Raw genomic sequence first — 19,825 nt, 5'->3', positions numbered from 1 at the left:
ATTTGAGTGCTTAGCCAGGGAAATGGGGCGGGTTAGGGGGTGCAGCTCACCTGGGCGTTGGCCCAGTCGGCGTGGTCGCTGGTGTTGCCGTCGCCGGCGTCGGTGACTTGGAGGGTGAGGGTTTGGGCACCTGTCACGTCTACGGAGACCGATGCGGTGGGGGAGGTGCCGGTGAGGAGGTCGGAGGTGTATTTGGCGACTCCATCGGTCAACACCTTGAAGGAGACTTTGCCGCGGTCTTCCATTTCGTCGTCGACGCCGACCTGCGCCGTGAAGGTTTTGCAGTTGGCGCCTAGGCGGACGCTGACCGCGGAGGGGGCGTGGGTGCCTAGGCCCTTGGCGTACGTCGTCCCGTCGAGGGTGAGCGTGGCGCCGTCACCCGCGGCGTCTTCGCCGTTGCTGTGGTCGCGTTCGACCGGGCCCCAGCCGTTGGTGGAGTCGAGGAACTCGAGGTCGCTGACCCACTGGTCGCCATGTGGGGCTGGGGGCAACGGCTTGTTGGCGATGGTGGCGGCGAAGAAGCCGAGGCCGCCGCCGGGCAGCTTGATGGCTTGGACGGTCTTGCCGGGATCCAGCGGTACGGCGGTGTAGAAGACCCGGTAGTCCGTGGTGGTGTTGGCCAAGCCGGTGGGGGTATACCGACCCTTCACCGAGACGGCGAGTTTGGCGCCGCCGGTGGTTGCGTCCTGGCAGCACCAGTTGGGGAGCTGGAAGGTTCCCTGTGACTGCGTGCCGTCGGTGTAGAGGATCGTCACCGCGCCACGAGCATTCAGGCTGGCCCCTGCGCCCAACAGGGCAAGGTGGGAACCAGTGCCGGAGACCAGGATCGGGGCCGACTGGTTCTTCACCAGGTTCGGCGTACCGGGTGCTCCGGACGGCCAGGTGAACTGAGCATCCTGGACCGTGACGGTTGCCCCGGGCTTGTAACCGGCCGCAGCCAGCGCCTCACCGTTGAAGCTGTTGCCGGACCCATCGAAGTTGCCCTTGGCAAAGGTCGCGGCGTCCGTGATGCCAACAGTGTTGGCGGCCTGCGAGAGCGAGCCATAGGGAAGCTGTGCGGTGGCGACGGCGGTCTGAGAATATCGCTTGCCGCCAGCAACATAGTTGGCCGCCAAGGAAAGCGTGAAGCTCGCCGGCTGTACGTCGGCACCCGGCGTGACCTGCAGCTTCGTGGTCACCGTCTGACCGGCACGCACCGAGGCGAAGGTCTTCAACCCAGCAGAGGTCCACCCGGCAGGGAGCGCCAGGTCGAGATCAACATTGCGCACAGTCGATCCGGTGTCGTTGCGGAAGCTCGCGGTCACCTCAGTCGCCTGACCAGGGGCGTTCCACAGCGCGGGGCTCTCCAGCGAAGGAGTGCCGAAGGTGTTGGCGACGTCCGGTCCACCGACCGACGACGTACCGAGCAGGCGGACCGTGGCGGTGCGCGACGTCGGGACAGAGGCGGTCTGCACAGTGACCACACCGTCCTTGTACGTCGACTTGACCGGCCGGCCGTCGATCAACACAGCGTGCGGAGCAGAGCCCGTGTGCACCGTCAGCTCGTACGGACGAGAGCTCGGCTTACCGGCGTACGAGCCGTTGAGCGCGCCGATCCGGACCGTGATGTCGCCACGGCCGTCCTTCGGAGCGTCCACAGCCAACGTCTGCTGGGCGGACTTCTGCGCACGAGACAGCCGGTCGTCCTCGTACAGGTTGAAGGACGACTTGCCCTGCGGGTAGATGTCCACAGTGAGGCGGTCCCCAAAAGCCTGCTCAGCCGCCGCGTTGATCCCCGGCTTCCACATCGGTACGACGGCGCCCGCCTTCACGAACAGCGGCAGCGTGTCGAGCCCAGCGTGGTACCCGTTCACCGTGGTCGGACCCTGGTAGACGCGACCGGTCCAGTAGTCGACCCAACGCCCAGCAGGCAGGTAGATGCCGTTCTTGACCTCGTCCGCACCCCACATCGGTGCGACCAGGAACTCCTTACCAGCAAGGAACTCGTACTTCGTGGTGTCGTCCCACGTCTTCGGGTCGTTCGGGTACTCCAGCACCAGCGACCGGTTCAGCGGTGCACCGGTCCGGTGCGCCTCAGCGGCGTACGTGTAGAAGTACGGCAGCAGACGCTCGCGCAGCTTCAAGTACTTGCGGTTGATATCGGTGTACGGCGCTCCGTACGCCCACGGCTGCTTGTTGGCCGGCGTCGACCAGCCCGACATCGTCATGAAGGCCGGGTTGAACACTTTCCACTGCAGGTCCCGCACGTACGACGTCGCCGAGCCACCGAAGATGCCGTCGACATCGCCAGCGCTGTAGGCGATACCCGAGTTACCAGAGCCGGTGATCGCGGGGATCTGCCACTTGATCGCGTCCAGCGAACCACTGTGGTCACCGGTCCACTGCACTGCACAACGCTGCGCACCGGCCCAGCCCTCAACCATCCAGGCGAACCCACGTGCGTTGCTGTACTGCTCAATACCGTCATGCGCGGTGTCGCAGGCGCTCAGCGCGTACCGGTAGCCCGGACCGACCCAAGCGACGTCCAGCTTGCGCACGCGCACCCCGGCGTCACCCACCTCGGCGGGCTGGCGGTCGAGGGAGGACTGCGTCCACAGACCCATCTGGATGTTCCGCTTGCGCAGCTCATCACCGGTCTGCTTCAAAGCAGGGATGTCCCGCTTGCCCCAGTAGGTGCCGTCGACCTGCTCGAAATCGGTGTTGTCGGAGTAACCGCAGCCGTAGTCGTCGTTGACGAGCATCCAGCCGCCGGGCATGTCCTCGTCGCGGAACTTCTGCGCGACCTTCACCGCGTCCAGAGTGGTGACCTTGTCCGGGTTCACCTTCCAGTCGTTGCTCGGGTCCGGGTCCTTCGCGTAGTGACCGCGGTTGTAGCAGTCGGAGTCGCCGTACTCGAGTCCGTAGACCGGCGGCATGAACGGCCGGCCGGTCAGCTCGGTGTAGCGGTCCAGCGAGGTCTTGAGGTCGCCGATGAAGTAATAGGCGTCGAAACGCTTCTCATCGTGCGTGGTGGTGACCGGGCTGGCGAAGCTGTAGCTGCCCGGGTCGAACGTGTTGCGGAGGACGCCGTACCCGGCGGTGCTCATGTAGTACGGCGACGCGTTCGGGTTGCCGCCGTCCTCCCAGTTGAAGTCCTTGGAGATCTTGATGGTCTCGTCGCGGTGCGAGAAGCGGCCGTTCTGCATGCCGCCGCCGAAGAACTGCTCGTTCGCACCCCTGGCCAGCGACTGCGTGGTGGACGTGTCGGTCCACGACAGCGGTGCGGCCTCGGCCCAGACCAGGCGGTCGTCGCGGTAGACGCTGAACTTCAGCGGCTTCTTCTGGGCCCGGACCTCGACCTTGCCGGTCGTCAGCGAGTAGTACCCGCCGTGGTCCCGCCAGGACGTCTTCGGGCTGCCGTAGTCGGTCTTGGTGACGATCGTCGACGACGGGTCGCCGGGCTTCTCCGGCGGCGTACTGGCGGGGTCGGTGAAGGTACCGTCCGGCGCCAGCCAGAGCCGGAACACGTCGTCCTTCAGGAACACGACCCGCACCTTCGCCTGGCCGGCACTGAGCATGTACGTCGCTCTGTCGCCCGAAGTCCCAGGAGTGAACCCGGTGACGTCACCGAGGGTGGTCCCGGCGGCGTGTGCCGGAGCGCTGGTGCTCACAAGCGCACCCGCCAGGAGCGCAACGGCGACTACTGAACGTTTCATGCGAACAAAGATGCTCACTTAAGCCTCACTTCACGCACCTATGAACAAGATGCGCTCATTGAAGCTCACCGTGTCCGTCTTGTCACGAGGTCGGCCGTCACGAAGTTGAGACGAGGTCTCCATCACAAGGTGAAAACAGGCGGTGACGATGAGTCGCATGGTGAACTCCGGTCACAGCAGTCACATCCGTCACAGCGTCGGACGGCGTGGTCTGCTCGCGGGCGGGCTCGCGGCGGGCTTGGGCCTCGCGGTCCCGGCGACCGCGTACGCGCGCCCACTCGACCCGGACGTGCGCCCGCTCGACCCAGGCGTGGGCCGGGTCGGCACCGGCGTGCGGGCGAAGGGGGATCCCGACTTCCATCCGGTGAAGTTCCGCCTCCCGGAGCCGACCGGCCGTAAGTCGCTCGGCACGACCTCGATCCACCTGATCGACGACAAGCGGCCGGACCCGACCATGCCCAGCGGCAAGCGCGAGCTGATGATCACCCTCTGGTACCCGTCGACGCTGATGGACGACGCACCGCTGGCGATGTACATGCCGAAGCGGACCGCGAAGGAGGTCGACGACAACTGGACCGGCGAGTACGGCCTCGCGCTGCCGACCGGGACCTTCGACTTCGCGAACACCGTGACCAACAGCCGCCAGAACGCGCCGATGCAGAGATTGAAGCATCCGGTCCTGCTGTTCTCACCCGGCTACCAGTACAGCCGGTTCGTGAACACCGCGCTCGCCGAGGACCTCGCCAGCCGTGGATACGTGGTGGTCGCGATGGACCACACCCACGAGACCCCGACCGAATTCCCCGGCGGCCGGTTCCTCCCCGGCGTACCGGCCACGCAGCTCCCCGATCCGCTCTTCACCCGCCAGTACGTCGACACTCGCGTCGCCGACACGCGGTTCGTCCTGGACCAGCTCACGCAGCTCGCGGCCGGGCGCAATCCAGGTGCCGAAGGCAACGAATTGCCGTCCGGTCTGTCCATCGGTCTGGACCTGCGCCGGGTCGGCATGTTCGGGGTCGGGCTCGGTGGGTACGCGACCGCCGACGCGCTGCGCGCGGACAAGCGGATCTCAACCGGCCTCAACCTGGACGGCACGCTCCAGGACGACCGTCGCAACGGTCCGCCGGCTGAGGTTGCGCTGAAGGGGGTCGACCGGCCGCTGCTGCTGTTCGGCTCGGACGAGACCCAGTTCACCGACCCGAAGAAGGACTACTTCGACCTGTCGTGGGCGACGTTCTGGGCGGTGCAGAAGGGCGGCAAGCTCAACCTGAACCTGCTCGGTGCCAAGCAGAAGGCGTTCACCGACTACCAGTTCATCTTCGACCAGGTCTTCCGTGACATCTACGGCGACGATCCGATCATCACGTCGGTGATGACGGCGCTGGTCGGCAAGGTCGACCCGGCGAAGAGCGTGCGGGCGCAGCGCGAATACATCGCGGCCTACTTCGACACCACGCTGCGGCGGCGTCCGAACCAGCTGCTGAGCCAGGACTCGCCGGAGTTCCCGGAAGTGCACATCCGGTGGTGAAACGTACGACCGTGGAGTGAACGCGGTTCGGGCCGCAGTCTGATCCGCTGACGCCGCATCGCGGGTTGGCTGGTGCACATGATCAGTCGACGCTTGTTTATAGGTGCTGTAGGCGCAATAACAATCCCCCACCAGAAGACTCCGCCGTACCGGGTGGAACTGCCCGCACCGACCGGACCGCACGCCATCGGTACCCGAGAGTTGCATCTGGTCGACCACAGTCGCCCGGACCCGTGGCGGTCCGGTCCGCGTGAGCTGATGGTGAGCCTCTGGTTCCCGACGCTCCCGCTGCCCGGGACCAGAGCGCCGTACGCCGGTAGTGCCGTCGCGCCGGCGTTGGCGACCGAGATGGCCGGCTACCTGCGGTTGAGCGGCGACACCGTCGATCTCGCCGGCAGTTCGACGCATGCGCGCCGGAACGCACCAGCTGCACGCACCGGGCCGACACTGCTCTATTCACCGGGGTCTGGCGCGTCACGCATCATCGGGACGAACCAGGCCGAGGAGCTGGCCAGCCGTGGCTATCTGGTCGTCACGGTCGACCACACCGGGGAGGCGCCGGTCGAGTTCCCCGGCGGGCGGGTGGTGATGCCGTGTATACCCTGGGAGGACCCGGTCGCCGTACGGACGGCGACAGACACGCGGGTCGCCGATGTCCGATTCGTGCTGGATCGGTTGCGGGTGACTCGGGCCGGAATGTTCGGGTACTCGATGGGTGGTGCGGCCGCCGCGTCGGCGATGCTGGTGGACCGGAGGATCCGGGTCGGCGTCAACCTCGACGGTGGCATGTACGACGGTGATCAACCGAGTGAAGTTGCTCGCAAGGGACTCGATCGACCGTTCCTCTTGTTCGGAGCGGGTGACCATTCCCGGGCGACCGATCCGAGCTGGGAAGCCTTCTGGGCGGCCCAGCGTTCCTGGAAGCGTGAAGAGCTGCTGACCGATGGTGGCCACGGGTCGCTGGGTGACTATCAGTTCACACTCCCGGCCCTCGCCCGGCGGAACGGCGTACCCTCGGAGCTCTTGACGCCGGGGCTCGGGACGGTGGAGCCGGCGGTTGCGGTGGCTCGAGTGCGACGCGCGGTAAGCGGGGTTTTCGGATACTTTCTGAAACCCTGAGAGGGGTGCCCGGCGGCGGACCGGTTACGGTGCGTGGACAAACGCTGGAAGAAATACGTTGTAGTCGGCCGTACTCTGTCCTCGGACGGACCGGTTCGGCACGGGGGAACAAGACGGGTGCGAGAGGAGCACGGTGGCAGGGGCAACAGGGACGAAAGCCGCGGCGGCGGGGTCGTCGTCGGCGGGTAGTCGACGTCTGGTGATCGTCGAGTCGCCGAAGAAGGCGCGGATGATCGCGGGCTTCCTGGGCGCCGGATACGTGGTGGAGTCGAGTTTCGGCCACATCCGGGACCTGCCGAAGGGTGCGGACGAGATCCCGGCGAAGTACAAGGGACTGCCCTGGGCCCGGCTCGGCGTGAACATCGAGGACCACTTCGACCCGCTGTACGTCGTACCGGCCGACAAGAAGGCCCAGATCCGCAAGCTCAAGGATCTGCTCAAGGACGCCGACGAACTCTTCCTCGCCACCGATGAGGACCGCGAGGGCGAGGCCATCGCGTGGCACCTGCTCGACGAGCTGAAGCCGAAGGTCCCGGTCAAGCGGATGGTCTTCCACGAGATCACCCCGAAGGCGATCCAGGACGCGGTCGGCGCGGCCCGGGACATCAACGAGTCGCTGGTCGACGCCCAGGAAGCCCGCCGCATCCTGGACCGGCTGTACGGCTACGAGGTCTCGCCGGTGCTGTGGAAGAAGGTCATGCCGAAGCTGTCGGCCGGCCGGGTGCAGTCGGTCGCGATCCGGATGGTGGTCGACCGCGAGCGGGAGCGGATCGCGTTCCGCTCCGCGTCGTACTGGGACCTGGACGCCAAGCTCGACGCCGGCGAGGGCAAGACGCCGCGGATCTTCCCGTCCCGGCTGGTCTCGGTGGACAGCAAGCGGGTCGCGCAGGGCCGGGACTTCGCCTCCACGGGTGAGCTGAAGAGCGGCAACACGGTCCACCTGGACGAGTCGACCGCCACCGCGCTCGCCGCGGCGCTGCAGGACTCCACGTTCACGGTCCGCTCGATCGATTCCAAGCCGTACACCCGCAAGCCGTACGCACCGTTCCGGACCACGACGCTGCAGCAGGAGGCCGGGCGCAAGCTCAACATGTCCGCCTCGCAGACGATGCAGATCGCCCAGCGTCTCTACGAGAACGGAAACATCACCTATATGCGTACCGACAGCGTCACGCTGTCGGACACCGCGATCACCGCGGCCCGGGCCCAGGTCCGGGAGCTGTACGGCGCGTCGTACCTGCCGGACAAGCCGCGGACCTACACCTCCAAGGTGAAGAACGCGCAGGAGGCCCACGAGGCGATCCGGCCGGCCGGTGAGCACTTCCAGACGCCGGCGCAGACTGGGCTGAGCGGCCCGGAGTACCGGCTGTACGAGCTGATCTGGATGCGCACGATCGCGTCCCAGATGAAGGACGCGGCCGGGAACAGCGTCTCGATCAAGATCGATGCCAAGGCTTCGACCGGGGAGAACTGCGAGTTCACCTCGTCCGGCCGGGTGATCACCTTCCACGGGTTCCTGAAGGCGTACGTCGAGGGTGCGGACGACCCGTCCGCCGAGACCGACGACCGCGAGACGCAGATCCCCGATGTCTCCGAGGGCGACGTGCTCCCGGCGACCGAGGTGCTGGCCTCCGGGCACGAGACGAAGCCGCCGGCGCGTTTCACCGAGGCGACGCTGATCGCCCAGCTGGAAGACCGCGAGATCGGCCGACCGTCGACGTACGCGTCGATCCTGGGCACCATCCAGGCCCGTGGGTACGTGTACAAGAAGGGCACGGCGCTGGTGCCGGCCTGGCTGGCGTTCGCCGTCGTGCGGCTGCTCGAGCAGCACTTCACGCGGCTCGTCGACTATGCCTTCACCGCATCGATGGAGGACATCCTCGATGAGGTTGCCTCGGGCAACCTTCAGCGCGAGGGTGTGCTCGGCCGGTTCTACTTCGGCGACGACGAGACCGAGGGTCTGCAGTCGATGGTGACCGATCTCGGGGACATCGACGCGCGCGAGATGTCGACGTTCCAGGTCGGTGGTGACGACAGCGGCATCGTGGTGCGCGTCGGTCGCTACGGGCCGTACGTCGAGGACAAGGACGAGCGGCGTGCCAACGTGCCGGAGGACCTGCCGCCGGACGAGCTGACCGTCGAGAAGGCCCAGGAGCTGCTGGAGCAGCCGTCCGGGGTCGAGATCGAGCTCGGCGAAGCACCGGACACCGGCCTGAAGGTGGTCGCGAAGGCGGGCCGCTTCGGTCCGTACGTGACCGAGGTGCTGCCGGAGGACGCGCCCAAGAGCGCGAAGCCGCGGACCGGGTCGTTGCTGAAGTCGATGCAGCTGGACAGCATCGGGCTCGACGACGCGATGAAGCTGCTGTCGCTGCCGCGGGTGGTCGGCAAGGACCCGGAGAGCGGTGACGAGATCACCGCGCAGAACGGGCGCTACGGGCCGTACCTGAAGAAGGGGACGGACTCGCGGTCGCTCACCTCCGAGGACCAGATGTTCGAGATCACCCTCGAAGAGGCGCTGAAGATCTACTCCGAGCCGAAGCAGCGTGGCCGGCGAGCAGCCGCACCGCCGCTGAAGGAGCTCGGCGAGGACCCGGCGTCGGGTCAGCCGGTTGTGGTGAAGGAGGGCCGCTTCGGTCCGTACGTCACCGACGGGGAGACCAACGCGACGCTCCGCAAGGACGACGACGTCGAGACGATCTCGCTGCTGCGCGCCGCCGAACTGCTGGCCGACAAGCGGGCCCGTGGACCGGTGAAGAAGACGGCCAAGAAGGCGCCGGCGAAGAAGACGGCCGCCAAGAAGACTGCTACCAAGAAGACAGCGGCGAAGAAGACCACTGCTGCCAAGAAGACCGCCGCCAAGAAGACGACGGCCAAGAAGACGGCAGCGAAGAAGTCCTGAGGGGGCGCTCATGACTGTATCGATGCCACGCCTCCGGCGCGGCGGGTCATGGGGCTGTAACTCCAGCCCTTCCCTCGTCACTCCAGTCGCTGCGCTCCCTCCGCTCCTCAGTCCAGGTCAGGAGGCCCCATGACCAGTGCAGTCGAGGTTTCCGCGCAGCGGTTGCGGGATCGGGGTGAGCGGGTGACCCCGGCCCGGCTCGCGGTGGTCGAGGTGCTCGCCGGGACGGAGGAGCACCTGAGCGCCGAGCAGATCGGTGAGCGGGCCGAGTCGCTGCGGCCCGGGATCCACCGGGCCACGGTCTACCGGGCGCTCGACGCGCTCGGTGAGTTCGGGCTCGTCACGCACGTCCACCTCGGCCGGGCCGGTACGACGTACCACCTGGCTGGTGACCTCGCCCCGCGGCACCTGCACCTGCGCTGCTCCGAGTGCGGGACCGTGTACGACGCTCCGGGCGACATCCTGGAGTCGGCCCGGAAGAAGGTACTGCGCGAGCTCGGCTTCCACCTGGCGCCCGAGCAGGTTGCCCTCGTTGGCGTGTGCAAGGAGTGCCGGCCCTGACGCGGGCTGTCCATATTTGTTGACGAGTGTGGATTTGTGCGCAGGTGTGGGCTTAGGCTCATGACCTGTGACCTATGTCGAGGACTTTGCCCCCGGTCAGAATGTGTTGCCGGCACGCGCCTGGCTGGATGACGACACCGTGCGTGTCCCGCTCAGCGGCGACTGGAGCTTCCGGCTGTCGCCGAGTGTGGCGGAGGCGCCCGACGACCTGAAGGACCCGGACACGTCCGGCTGGGACACCCTCGCGGTACCCGGTCACTGGCAGCTGAACGGGTACGGCGCTCCGGCGTACACGAACATCGTCTACCCGTTCCCGCTCGAGCCGCCGTACGTGCCGACGGACAACCCGACCGGCGACTACGTGCGGACTGTGGCTGTCCCCTCGGACTTCGCCGGTTCGCGGATCGTGCTGCGGTTCGAGGGCGTGGACTCGCGGTTCGCGGTGTGGGCGAACGGCTCGTTCGTCGGCTGGTCGTCCGGGTCGCGGCTGCCGAGTGAGTTCGACCTGACCTCGCTGGTGACACCGGGATCCGAGGCACAGATCGCCGTACGGGTGCATCAGTGGTCGGCGGGTTCGTACCTCGAGGATCAGGACATGTGGTGGCTGTCCGGGATCTTCCGGGAGGTCAACCTGCTGGCGCTGCGACCGGGCGCTGCTTCTGACGTCTTCGTGCACTCGTCGTACGCCGACGGGGTCGGGACGCTGCGTGTGGACGCCGACGTGGCCGGGACTGTCGTCGTACCGGAGTTGGGTCTTTCTGTCGCGACTGGGACCTCAGTGACTGCTCCGGTGGAGCCGTGGAGTGCGGAGAGCCCGCGCCTGTACGACGGGGTGCTGCGGACCGACGGTGGTGAGGTTCGGCTGCGGATCGGGTTCCGGACGATCGCGATCGTGGACGGTGTGTTCACGGTGAACGGGAATCGGGTGCTGTTCAACGGGGCCAACCGGCACGAGTTCCACCCGGACCGCGGTCGGACGCTGACCGAGCAGGACATGCTGGACGACGTACTGATCATGAAGCGGGCGGGGATGAACTCGGTCCGCACGAGCCACTACCCGCCGCACCCGCACTTCCTGTCGCTGTGCGACGAGTACGGGCTGTACGTGGTGGACGAGTGCGACCTCGAGACGCACGGGTTCGGGTACGAGCCGCAGCCGCCGAACCTGCCGAACCCGGTGATGGACCCGCGCTGGCGCGACGACCTGGTCACCCGGATGCAGCGGATGATCGCCCGCGACAAGAACCACCCGTCGATCGTGATCTGGTCGCTCGGCAACGAGTGCGGGATGGGCGAGAACCTCAAGGCGATGTACGACGCGGCGAAGGAGCTCGACCCGTCGCGGCCGGTGCACTACGAGCGCGACACCGAGGCGGAGTTCGTCGACATCTACTCGCGGATGTACACGGATCCGGCGGGGTGTGCGGAGATCGGCGCGGATACCTCTTCGTATCGGGGGTTGCCGTTCATCCTGTGTGAGTACGGGCACGCGATGGGCAACGGGCCGGGTGGGCTGCTCGACTACCGCGAGGTGTTCGAGAAGTACCCGCGGTGCCAGGGTGGATTCATCTGGGAGTTCATCGACCACGGGCTGCGGACGACGATCGACGGGCGCGAGGTCTACGCGTACGGCGGTGACTTCGGCGAGACGATCCATGACGGCAACTTCGTCTGCGACGGACTGTTGTTCCCGGACCGGACGCCGTCGCCGGGCATGCTCGAGTTCGCGAAGGTGATCGAGCCGCTGCGAATCGTTGCCGACGGCAAGGGTGGGGTGACGGTCACCAACCACTACGAGGTGCTCGACACCTCGCACCTGACCTTCCGCGTGGTGGTCGAGGTCGAAGGTGAGCAGGTGTCGTCGGAGGTGATTGCAGTCCCGCCGATCGCTCCCGGCGAGACGCTGACGCTCGACCTCCCTTCCTTTGATGCCTCCCAGTCCGAAACCTGGGTGACGATCTCGGCCGAGCTGGGGGCGTCTACCTCCTGGGCGGATGCCGGTCACCGCGTCGCCTGGGGCCAGGTCCGACTTGACGACCCGGTTGCCGGGGCCGGCAGCCAAGCAACCGATGGAGCCGTGTCCACGGCTGCGGCTGGGGTGGTGGCTGGTGTCGGTGGGATCGCCTTCGGCCTGGTGAAGGATGCGCGGCTCGAGGTGTGGCGCGCGCCGATCGACAACGACGTACAGCCTGGTGTGGTTGACGCTTGGCGCGAGGAGGGGCTGCACCGGGTACAGCACCGGGTCGTGTCTGCTGGTGAGCACGAAGGCGCTTGGGAGGTCGTCACCCGTACGGCGCCGCCTGCGCTGCAATGGGGTTTGCGGAGCACCTGGCGGTTTTTCGCTGTCGACGGCGGTGTGCAGCTCGAGCTGAACGTCGTACCGGAGGGGCAGTTCCCGAAGGTGCTCCCGCGGTTGGCGATCACCTTCGAGGTACCGAAGGTCGAGCGCGTCGAGTGGTTCGGCACCGGCCCGAACGAGGCGTACGTCGACACCCGAGCGGCTGCCGCGGTTGGTCGGTACACGTCCACGGTCGCCGGCCTGCAGACGCCGTACGTGCGTCCGCAAGAGAACGGTCACCGCATCGACACCCGCTGGGCAACGCTCGACGGTCTCCGAATCGATGCCGTCGGCAACCTCTTCGGTCTCACCGTCCGCGACTGGACCACCCACGACCTCGAGTCGGCCACCCACAACGCCGACCTCAAACCCCGCGACACGACGTACGTCACGCTGGACATCGCCCAAACCGGCGTAGGCACCGCCGCCTGCGGCCCAGCCCTCCCCGACCGAGACAAACTCCACACCGCCCCAGCCACCCTCACCCTCCGCTTCACCCAGTAACCCCCACCGGGCGCCCTCCCCACGGCGCCCGCAGCCCTCCACCTCAACGGGCAACCCCCAAGTCACGCCCGCAACCCTCCGACCGAGGTGGCAACCCTCCAGTTGAGGGGATGCCCACCGAGTTGGAGGGTTGCCCCCTGAGATTTTCAATGGGCAACCCTCCAGCTCAGGGGATATCCCCCCGAGTTGGAGGGTTCGCCCGGCGGCGGCTGCGCAGTGTGTACCGACGAGCGGGTGGTGGTAGGTGTGGAGGGGTTCGCTCCCACCCCGCTCGCGCTTGCGGTGTCTCGCGCCGGCCGACCACTACCCGTCCGTCGCTACGCCGCCAGCCGCGCGCCCGCCTGCAACCCCCAGCTGGTGGGTCCACCCATCGGATTGTGTGTTCTGGACCCTCATGCGGGTCCAGAACCCACAAGCTCATGGGGTAACCCATGAGATGGGTTGGGTTAGAGGCGTTCCTCGCGGAGGGCGGAGATGTGTTCGGTCGAGTCGTCGGCTGATGGGTCGCCTGGAGGGAGATCCAGGGGTGCCGAGTCGGTTGCCGGGATGAGACGGCCGCGGCGGATCAGGTCTGCCCGGATGCGGGCTTGGGCGTCGGCGTCGTTCATGCCTTCAGGCTAAGGCGGTGGTCGGTTTCAGATGGCTATTGCTGGGCGGGTGGGGGTGTGGGTGGCTGGTGGGCGGTAGGCGTGCCAGGCGGTGGTTAGGCGGGTTACTGACTCGGTGAGGGTTGGTTCGGGGGTGTGGAAGTGGAGGCGGATGTGGTGGTTGCTGTTGCCGGTGAGGTCCAGGCCGGCGCCGGGGAGGACGGCTATGCCGTGGCGGAGGGCGGTTTGGGCGAAGGAGTTGCCGTCGCCGGTGGGGAGGCGGATCCAGAGGACTTGGCCGCCGTCCACCTTGGGGTAGTGCCAGGTGGGGAGGTGCTGAGCCAGCAGGCCGGTCAGGTGGGTGTGGCGGGCAGCCAGGGTGGCGCCTACGTTCAGGGTGTCGAGTAACGGCACTAGGTGGGTGGCGGCTAGTTGGGCGGGGACGTTGCCGCCTAGGTCGTGGACGGCGCGGAGGCGGGCCAGGCGGGTGATGAAGGGGGCCGCGGCGCGGATCCAGCCGATGCGGAGGCCGCCCCAGATGCTCTTGCTGAGTGAGCCGATGGAGATGACTGACGGCCCGTACGCCGCCATCGGGGTCGGCCGGTCCTGGCCGGGGAAGCCTAGGTCCGCCGGGACCTCGTCCTCGATCAGCGGTACGTCGGCCGCAGCGGCGGCGCGTGCGAGGCGTTGACGGTCGAGTCGGGGCAGCACTGAGCCAGTCGGGTTGTGGTACGTCGGAATCACGTACGCCAACGCAGGACGCCGCTCCCGGACCGCCGCCTCGAAGCCGTCCAACCCCACCGGCAGTCCGCGCAGCACTGCGCCCTGCTCCCGGAACACCTCCAGCGCCCCCGGGAACGTCGGTGCCTCTGACAGCACCTGATCGCCGGGTGACACCAGCGCATGCGCGAGCAACGACAGTGCCTGCTGACCGCCGTTGGTGACGATCACCTGGTCAGCCACGGTCGGTACGCCGTACTGGGTGTAGCGCGCGGCGATCGCCGTACGGAGGGACAGGTGTCCGTAGGGGTAGTAGCCGATGTCACCACTGATCGCGGTGAGCTCGGGGATGATCCGCGCGTACGCCTCAGCCAGCTCGGGTGGTGGTTCACCAGGTGCTGCGCAGATAGCGAGCAGTACGCCGTCGTCGCGGGTCTCGAGTGAGCCTAGGAAGATCGGGTCAGCCGGTAGGTCGTCAGATGCGACCGGCGTACCGGCGACCCGCGTTCCACTGCCCTGGCGGCGGGTGATGCGGCCCTCCGAACGCAGCAGGTCGTAGGCGGCGACCACTGTGGTGCGGCCGACTGCCAGTGCCTCGGCCAGGGTGCGGTCGGGCGGGAGGAGTGCTCCGGCGGGTAGTTCGCCGTCGTCGATGAGCTGACGCATCCGGGACGCGAGCAGCACATACAGGGGCCCTCGGCCGGAGGACCACCGGCCGAGACGGTCGCACAGTTCGATTGGTCTCATCGGCGAACCAATTGTGCCGGATTGGCTCTGGGACGGCCAGCCCGCAGCCCAGACGATGAAAGACATGGCGAACTTCGTGCGCAACCCCATCCAGACCCTGTCCGACACCCACCCGCAGTACGACCTCGGTGAGAGCTACGGCCCGGAGCTGCGCCTCGCCGACCTGCTGACGCCGGAGCTCGCGGAGCTGGAGCTCGGCTATGGCACCTCGTACGGCGATCCCAAGCTGCGAGCCGCGATTGCTGCCGCACATGGCGTCGAGGCCGACCAGGTGGTCGTCACGATCGGTGGCCAGCATGCGATCTTCCTGCTGGCGTTCCTGCTCGCCGACAACGGCGGTCAGGTGGTTACGACGGCTCCACTCTTCCCAGCAGCGCGCAACGTCTGCCATGCGGTCGGTGCGGACGTCAGAGTGGTCCCGCTGACCTTCGATACCGGCTACCAGGTCGCTGCGGCGGATGTCATTGCCCAGCTGACGTCTGAGACCAAGCTGGTCAGTCTGGCGAGTCCCCAGAACCCGTCCGGTGTCGCCGTGCCGCTGGCTGTCTTCCGCGAGATCTACCAAGCCATGGCTGCCATTTGCCCGGATGGGTACCTGATGATCGACGACACCTACCGCACCGCGTCGTACGGCGACGACCCGATCGCAGAGTCGGCTCTGACGCTCGGGGACAAGGTGGTGACGGTGGCATCGCTGTCGAAGTGTCATGGTGCGGCCGGACTACGCACTGGCTGGGCGATCAGTACTGATCCAGAGCTGATCGAGCGACTGATCGCCGCCAAGTTCAACACGGTCGTGAGCGGTTCGCCGCTGACCGAGGCGCTGGCCGTCCGGGTCTTCGAGCTGCAGGACGAGATCCTCGCCGTACGACGTCCTTGGCTGGCGGACGCGGTCGCGACAGCCGAGGAATGGGTGCGGGCCAATGCCGAGCTGGTCGAGTGGGTCCGCCCTGACGCCGGAGCGCTCTGCTGCGTTCGGCTTCGCCCGCAGCTGTCCAAGGAGCGTTTCCAGGCGGCGGCCGCGGAACTGAGCGTCCGGGTCGCCGACGGCGAGTGGTTCACGGACGAGCCGCGGGTGTTCCGGCTCGGTTTCGGGTTCCCGCCGCCGGTCGAGCTGAAGGCGGGTCTCGACGCCCTGACCACCGCTCTGCACAAAGCTGTCCATCCGTCCGACTAGTCTTGGCGGCGTGCCGGAGGTATATGACCCGCTGACCGACCCTGCACCGGCGCACGATGTGCGCGCGGTGCTGCGGATCCGGGCGTTCCGGCGGCTGTGGATCGCGTTCGGGCTGTCCAGCCTCGGCGACTGGATCGGGCTGCTGGCGCTGACCGCGATGGCGAAATCGTTCGCCGGCGACGACTACCAGGCGGCGAACTTCGCCATCGGTGGCGTGCTGTTCCTCCGGGTGCTGCCCGCGCTCGTGATGGGACCGGTGGCCGGCTGGGTCGCGGACCGGCTCGACCGGCGCGCGACGATGATCCTCGGTGACTTCATCCGGGCGGCGTTCTTCGTCAGCATCCCGATCGTCGGCACCCTGACCTGGGTGCTGGTGGCCACGGTGCTGATCGAGATCGTCAGCCTGATCTGGGGTCCGGCCAAGGACGCCAGCGTCCCGAACCTGGTACCCCGGCACCGCCTCGAGGCGGCCAACCAGCTCAGCCTGATCACGACGTACGGGACGGCCCTGCCGGCCGCGGCGATCTTCACCGCGATCACGCTGGTCAGCCGCTGGGCGGGAGACTTCGCGATCGACCTCGCGGTCTACGTGAACGCCGCGACCTTCGCGGTCTCCGGTTTCGCGATCATCTCCATCCGCGAGATCGGTCGCGCGGTCCACGACCACGAGGAACACCCCACGCTGTGGCGGACCATGGTCGAGGGCTGGTCCTACGTCACCGGTACGCCGGTCATCCGCGGTCTCGTGGTCGGGATCTCCGGCGCCTTCGCGGCCGGCGCGGTGGTGATCGGCCTCGGCCGCACGTATGTCGAGGACCTGCACGCCGGAGACCCCGGGTACGGCGTTCTGTTCGGCGCGGTCTTCGGTGGTCTCGCGCTCGGGATGGGGTTCGCGCCGCGGATCTTCTCCGGCCTGTCCCGGCGGCGGTTGTTCGCGGCCGGGCTGGTCGGATCGGGGATCTGCCTGGCCGGGCTCGCGCTGATCCAGCAGATCGAGATCGCCACGATGATCGCGATCCTGCTCGGCTTCAACGCCGGCGCGTCCTGGGTTTCCGGGTACACGCTGCTCGGGCTCGAGGTGCCGGACGCGGTGCGCGGCCGGACGTTCGCGTTCGTGCAGTCCGCTGTGCGCACGGTGCTCGCGGTCACGTTGGCGATCGCGCCGTTCGTGGCGGGTGCGATCGGGCGGCACACCTACGCGATCTCCGGGCATTCGGTGACCTACAACGGTGCCTCGATGACGATGCTGATCGCGGCGGTCGTCGCCGGCGTGATCGGCTTGCTGGCGTGGCGGCAGATGGACGACCGACCCGGCGTACCGTTCTGGCGCGACCTGCGGCGCAGCTTCGGCAAGACGCCGGGGATCTACCCGACGACCGGGCTGTTCATCGCGCTGGAGGGCGGTGAGGGTGCGGGGAAGTCGACGCAGTCCGCGTTGCTCGTCGAGTGGCTGCAGGAGCAGGGCCAGCAGGTGCTGCTGACCCGCGAGCCGGGCGCGACCGACCTCGGGCAAGAGCTGCGGAGGATCATCCTCGATCCCGCGACCGGCGACATCTCGCATCGCGCCGAAGCGTTGATCTACGCGGCCGACAAGGCCGAGCACGTGGACTCGGTGATCAAGCCGGCGCTCAAGTCGGGCGCGGTCGTGATCACCGACCGGTACGTCGATTCCGCACTCGCCTACCAGGGCTCGGGGCGCGATCTCGAGGTGTCGGACGTCGAGCGGGTGAACCGCTGGGCCACCGATGACCTCCGGCCGAACCTGACCGTGATCCTCGACCTGCCGCCGAAGAACGGCCTCGGCCGGTTCACCGAGCGGGACCGGATCGAGGCTCAGTCGGCCGACTTCCACGAGCGCGTGCGGAACGCGTTCCTGGAGCTGGCCGCCGCCGAACCCCAGCACTACCTGGTCATCGACGCCACCCAGGACCGCGAGGAGATCGCGAAGCAGATCCGCGGTCGCCTCCAACCCCTGCTCCCGAAGGTGACCACAGTATGAGGGTTTGGGATGATCTGGTGGGTCAGGAGCCGGCGGTCGCCGTACTGCAGAAGGCTGTGAGCGGGGCTTCGGCGGCGGTGCGGGGTGAGTCCGGGGCTGCGGTGGTCGGGATGACGCATGCGTGGCTGATCACTGGGCCGCCTGGGTCGGGGCGGTCGAATGCGGGACGCGCGTTTGCGGCGGCGTTGCAGTGTCACCAGGACGGCTGTGGTGAGTGCAAGGACTGCCAGACGGTGCTCACCGGAGCGCATCCGGATGTGTCGCTGATTCGTACCGAGCTGCTGTCGATCCGGGTGAGTGAGATCCGTGAGCTGGTTCGCCGGGCTGCGATGAGCCCGACGCAGGGCCGCTGGCAGGTCATGGTGATCGAGGACGCCGACCGGCTGACCGAGCAGGCGGCCGACGCGTTGCTGAAGAGCATCGAGGAGCCTGCGCCGCGCACGGTGTGGGTGTTGTGCGCGCCGACGGTCGAGGACGTCGTACCGACGATTCGGTCGCGGTGCCGGTTGCTGGTACTGCGGACTCCGCCAGTGAACGCGGTGGCGCAGATGTTGATGGCCAAGCTTGGGATCGACGCGGACCTGGCCGGGTTCGCGGCGCGGGCCGCGCAAGGGCACATCGGGCGAGCCCGGGCGCTGGCGCGGGACGAAGAGGTTCGGGCGCGGCGGTCGAAGGTGCTTGAGGTGCCGTTCGCGCTGCGCGATCTCGGGGCGTGCCTGAAGGCTGCGCAGCAGCTGGTCGAGGCGGCCAAGGAAGAGGCCAAGGCGAGCGCGGAGAAGGTCGACGAGAAGGAGCGCGCCGCGCTGGAGCAGGCGCTCGGCGTCGGCACCAAGGGTGCCAAGCCGCGCGAGGCCAACGCCGCGCTGAAGGAGCTCGAGGACCAGCAGAAGGCGCGCGCCAAGCGCTGGGAACGCGACGTACTCGACCGGTCACTGGTTGATCTGATGGCGCTCTACCGCGATGTGCTGGTGCTCCAGACCAAGGCCGGCACCGAGCTGATCAACGCCGAGCTGACCCGGCAGATCGAGGCGCTGGGCGCGCGGACGACGCCGGAGTCGACGGTACGGCGACTGGGCGCGATCACCGCTTGCCGGGAGGCGATCGAGACGAACGTGGCGCCGCTGCTCGCGCTCGAGGCGATGACGATCGGCTTGTTCGAGGGCTAAGACGGCGGTCCGATGACTGGACAGCCGGTGTAACACCGGTGCCGGTCGGCGCGATGTCCGGGTGTCCGAGCTAAGCAGATGCTCGGCCGAATCGCCCGAACGGACCCTGACCCCCATGACCCAGCCGCCCACCCCGATGCAGCCTGCGCGGCCGTCGCTGCCGTCGGCTGAGTCGTGGCTGACCGGTGTCCCGACACCGGCGCAGCAGCGGCAGGATCGGTATGCCGTAGCGGCGCTGGTGACGAGTCTGCCCGGTCTGGTTCCGGTGGCCGTGGTGCTGGCGGGGATCGCGCTGCGGCGGATCAAGCGCACCGGCGGGCGCGGGAAGCGATTCGCGTACGGCGCTCTGGCCGTCTGCCTGTGTTGGGGGATCGTCACGGGGGTGGCGGTCGCGCTCGGGCTGTACGGGCAACTGCGGGACGGGATCGGCCGGACGGTGCCGATCGCGCAGGTCGAGGTCGGGCGCTGTTTCGACGCGGACCTGGAGGCGGACACGCTGCGGATGGCGCGGATCGCGAACTGCCGGACCGAACACAGCGGTGAGGCCTACGCGAAGGTGCGCGCCGAGCTGACCGGCCGGTCCACCGAGGAGACCCAGACGATCGCGACCCGGGAGTGCACGACCGCGTTCGGGGCGTTCATCGGGAAGCCGTACGAGCAGTCGGACCTGGACATGTACTACGTCGTCCTGGAAGATCGTGCTGTTGCTGACGGCAACGTGTTGTGCCTGGTCGGGATGCCCGGGACCCGGTTGAGCGGTAGCATGCGCGGAGCGCAGCGGTAGC

Annotated in this window: 12 protein-coding genes; 9 read left to right on the top strand and 3 right to left on the bottom strand. The window is 67.8% G+C overall.

The annotated features are described in order from the left end of the window. Positions 1-32: 32 nt before the first annotated feature. Entirely contained in the window at positions 33-3,695 is a 3,663-nt protein-coding gene (locus tag ACFVWG_RS08890; protein WP_391542598.1) for an NPCBM/NEW2 domain-containing protein, read from the bottom strand. Positions 3,696-3,843: 148 nt separating this feature from the next. Here ACFVWG_RS08890 and ACFVWG_RS08885 point away from each other — a divergent pair, with 148 nt between their 5' ends. The 5 genes from ACFVWG_RS08885 to ACFVWG_RS08865 all read left to right on the top strand — a co-directional run bounded on the left by ACFVWG_RS08885 (position 3,844) and on the right by ACFVWG_RS08865 (position 12,644). Next, positions 3,844-5,223, top strand: a complete 1,380-nt coding sequence (locus tag ACFVWG_RS08885; RefSeq protein WP_391542691.1) for an alpha/beta hydrolase family protein — start codon at positions 3,844-3,846, stop codon at positions 5,221-5,223. A gap of 78 nt (positions 5,224-5,301) precedes the next feature. After that, positions 5,302-6,342, top strand: coding sequence for a hypothetical protein (locus ACFVWG_RS08880; protein ID WP_391542597.1), 1,041 nt, complete (start codon positions 5,302-5,304; stop codon positions 6,340-6,342). 133 nt (positions 6,343-6,475) lie between these two features. Continuing rightward, entirely contained in the window at positions 6,476-9,241 is a 2,766-nt protein-coding gene (gene topA, locus ACFVWG_RS08875) for a type I DNA topoisomerase (protein WP_391542596.1), read from the top strand. A gap of 129 nt (positions 9,242-9,370) precedes the next feature. After that, positions 9,371-9,802, top strand: coding sequence for a Fur family transcriptional regulator (locus ACFVWG_RS08870; RefSeq protein ID WP_391542595.1), 432 nt, complete (start codon positions 9,371-9,373; stop codon positions 9,800-9,802). 67 nt (positions 9,803-9,869) lie between these two features. Then, the gene (locus ACFVWG_RS08865) at positions 9,870-12,644 is read left to right on the top strand and encodes a glycoside hydrolase family 2 TIM barrel-domain containing protein (RefSeq protein WP_391542594.1); all 2,775 of its coding nucleotides are present in this window, start codon (positions 9,870-9,872) and stop codon (positions 12,642-12,644) included. A gap of 446 nt (positions 12,645-13,090) precedes the next feature. On the opposite strand, the gene ACFVWG_RS08860 is transcribed toward ACFVWG_RS08865, so the two are convergent. Beyond that, complete coding sequence (locus ACFVWG_RS08860; protein WP_391542593.1) at positions 13,091-13,252, bottom strand: hypothetical protein; 162 nt, start codon at positions 13,250-13,252, stop codon at positions 13,091-13,093. Between the two features lie 27 nt (positions 13,253-13,279). Next, on the bottom strand, positions 13,280-14,698 hold the full coding sequence (locus tag ACFVWG_RS08855; protein WP_391542592.1) for a PLP-dependent aminotransferase family protein: 1,419 nt from the start codon (positions 14,696-14,698) through the stop codon (positions 13,280-13,282). A gap of 64 nt (positions 14,699-14,762) precedes the next feature. Between ACFVWG_RS08855 and ACFVWG_RS08850 the strand changes: the two genes are divergently transcribed. The 4 genes from ACFVWG_RS08850 to ACFVWG_RS08835 all read left to right on the top strand — a co-directional run bounded on the left by ACFVWG_RS08850 (position 14,763) and on the right by ACFVWG_RS08835 (position 19,824). Then, complete coding sequence (locus tag ACFVWG_RS08850) at positions 14,763-15,875, top strand: pyridoxal phosphate-dependent aminotransferase (protein ID WP_391542591.1); 1,113 nt, start codon at positions 14,763-14,765, stop codon at positions 15,873-15,875. 10 nt (positions 15,876-15,885) lie between these two features. Continuing rightward, positions 15,886-17,874 carry a dTMP kinase gene (tmk, locus tag ACFVWG_RS08845; protein ID WP_391542590.1) on the top strand — a complete coding sequence of 663 codons (1,989 nt, stop codon included), beginning with the start codon at positions 15,886-15,888 and terminating at the stop codon, positions 17,872-17,874. Then, entirely contained in the window at positions 17,871-19,040 is a 1,170-nt protein-coding gene (locus ACFVWG_RS08840; RefSeq protein ID WP_391542589.1) for a DNA polymerase III subunit delta', read from the top strand. The genes tmk and ACFVWG_RS08840 overlap by 4 nt, the downstream gene beginning before the upstream one ends. 115 nt (positions 19,041-19,155) lie before the next feature. Continuing rightward, positions 19,156-19,824, top strand: a complete 669-nt coding sequence (locus ACFVWG_RS08835) for a DUF4190 domain-containing protein (protein ID WP_391542588.1) — start codon at positions 19,156-19,158, stop codon at positions 19,822-19,824. The last annotated feature ends 1 nt before the right edge of the window (position 19,825 follow it).

It is taken from the genome of Kribbella sp. NPDC058245 (assembly GCF_042882005.1).
GTDB lineage: Bacteria > Actinomycetota > Actinomycetes > Propionibacteriales > Kribbellaceae > Kribbella.
This window is presented reverse-complemented; position numbering and strand designations above follow the sequence as displayed.

Coding starts and splice junctions, on each gene's coding strand:
- ACFVWG_RS08885 (WP_391542691.1), top strand. CDS start 3,844: ATGAGTCGCATGGTGAACTCCGGTCACAGCAGTCACATCCGTCACAGC.
- ACFVWG_RS08855 (WP_391542592.1), bottom strand. CDS start 14,698: ATGAGACCAATCGAACTGTGCGACCGTCTCGGCCGGTGGTCCTCCGGC.
- ACFVWG_RS08880 (WP_391542597.1), top strand. CDS start 5,302: ATGATCAGTCGACGCTTGTTTATAGGTGCTGTAGGCGCAATAACAATC.
- ACFVWG_RS08890 (WP_391542598.1), bottom strand. CDS start 3,695: ATGAAACGTTCAGTAGTCGCCGTTGCGCTCCTGGCGGGTGCGCTTGTG.
- ACFVWG_RS08835 (WP_391542588.1), top strand. CDS start 19,156: ATGACCCAGCCGCCCACCCCGATGCAGCCTGCGCGGCCGTCGCTGCCG.
- ACFVWG_RS08860 (WP_391542593.1), bottom strand. CDS start 13,252: ATGAACGACGCCGACGCCCAAGCCCGCATCCGGGCAGACCTGATCCGC.
- ACFVWG_RS08840 (WP_391542589.1), top strand. CDS start 17,871: ATGAGGGTTTGGGATGATCTGGTGGGTCAGGAGCCGGCGGTCGCCGTA.
- ACFVWG_RS08870 (WP_391542595.1), top strand. CDS start 9,371: ATGACCAGTGCAGTCGAGGTTTCCGCGCAGCGGTTGCGGGATCGGGGT.
- ACFVWG_RS08850 (WP_391542591.1), top strand. CDS start 14,763: ATGGCGAACTTCGTGCGCAACCCCATCCAGACCCTGTCCGACACCCAC.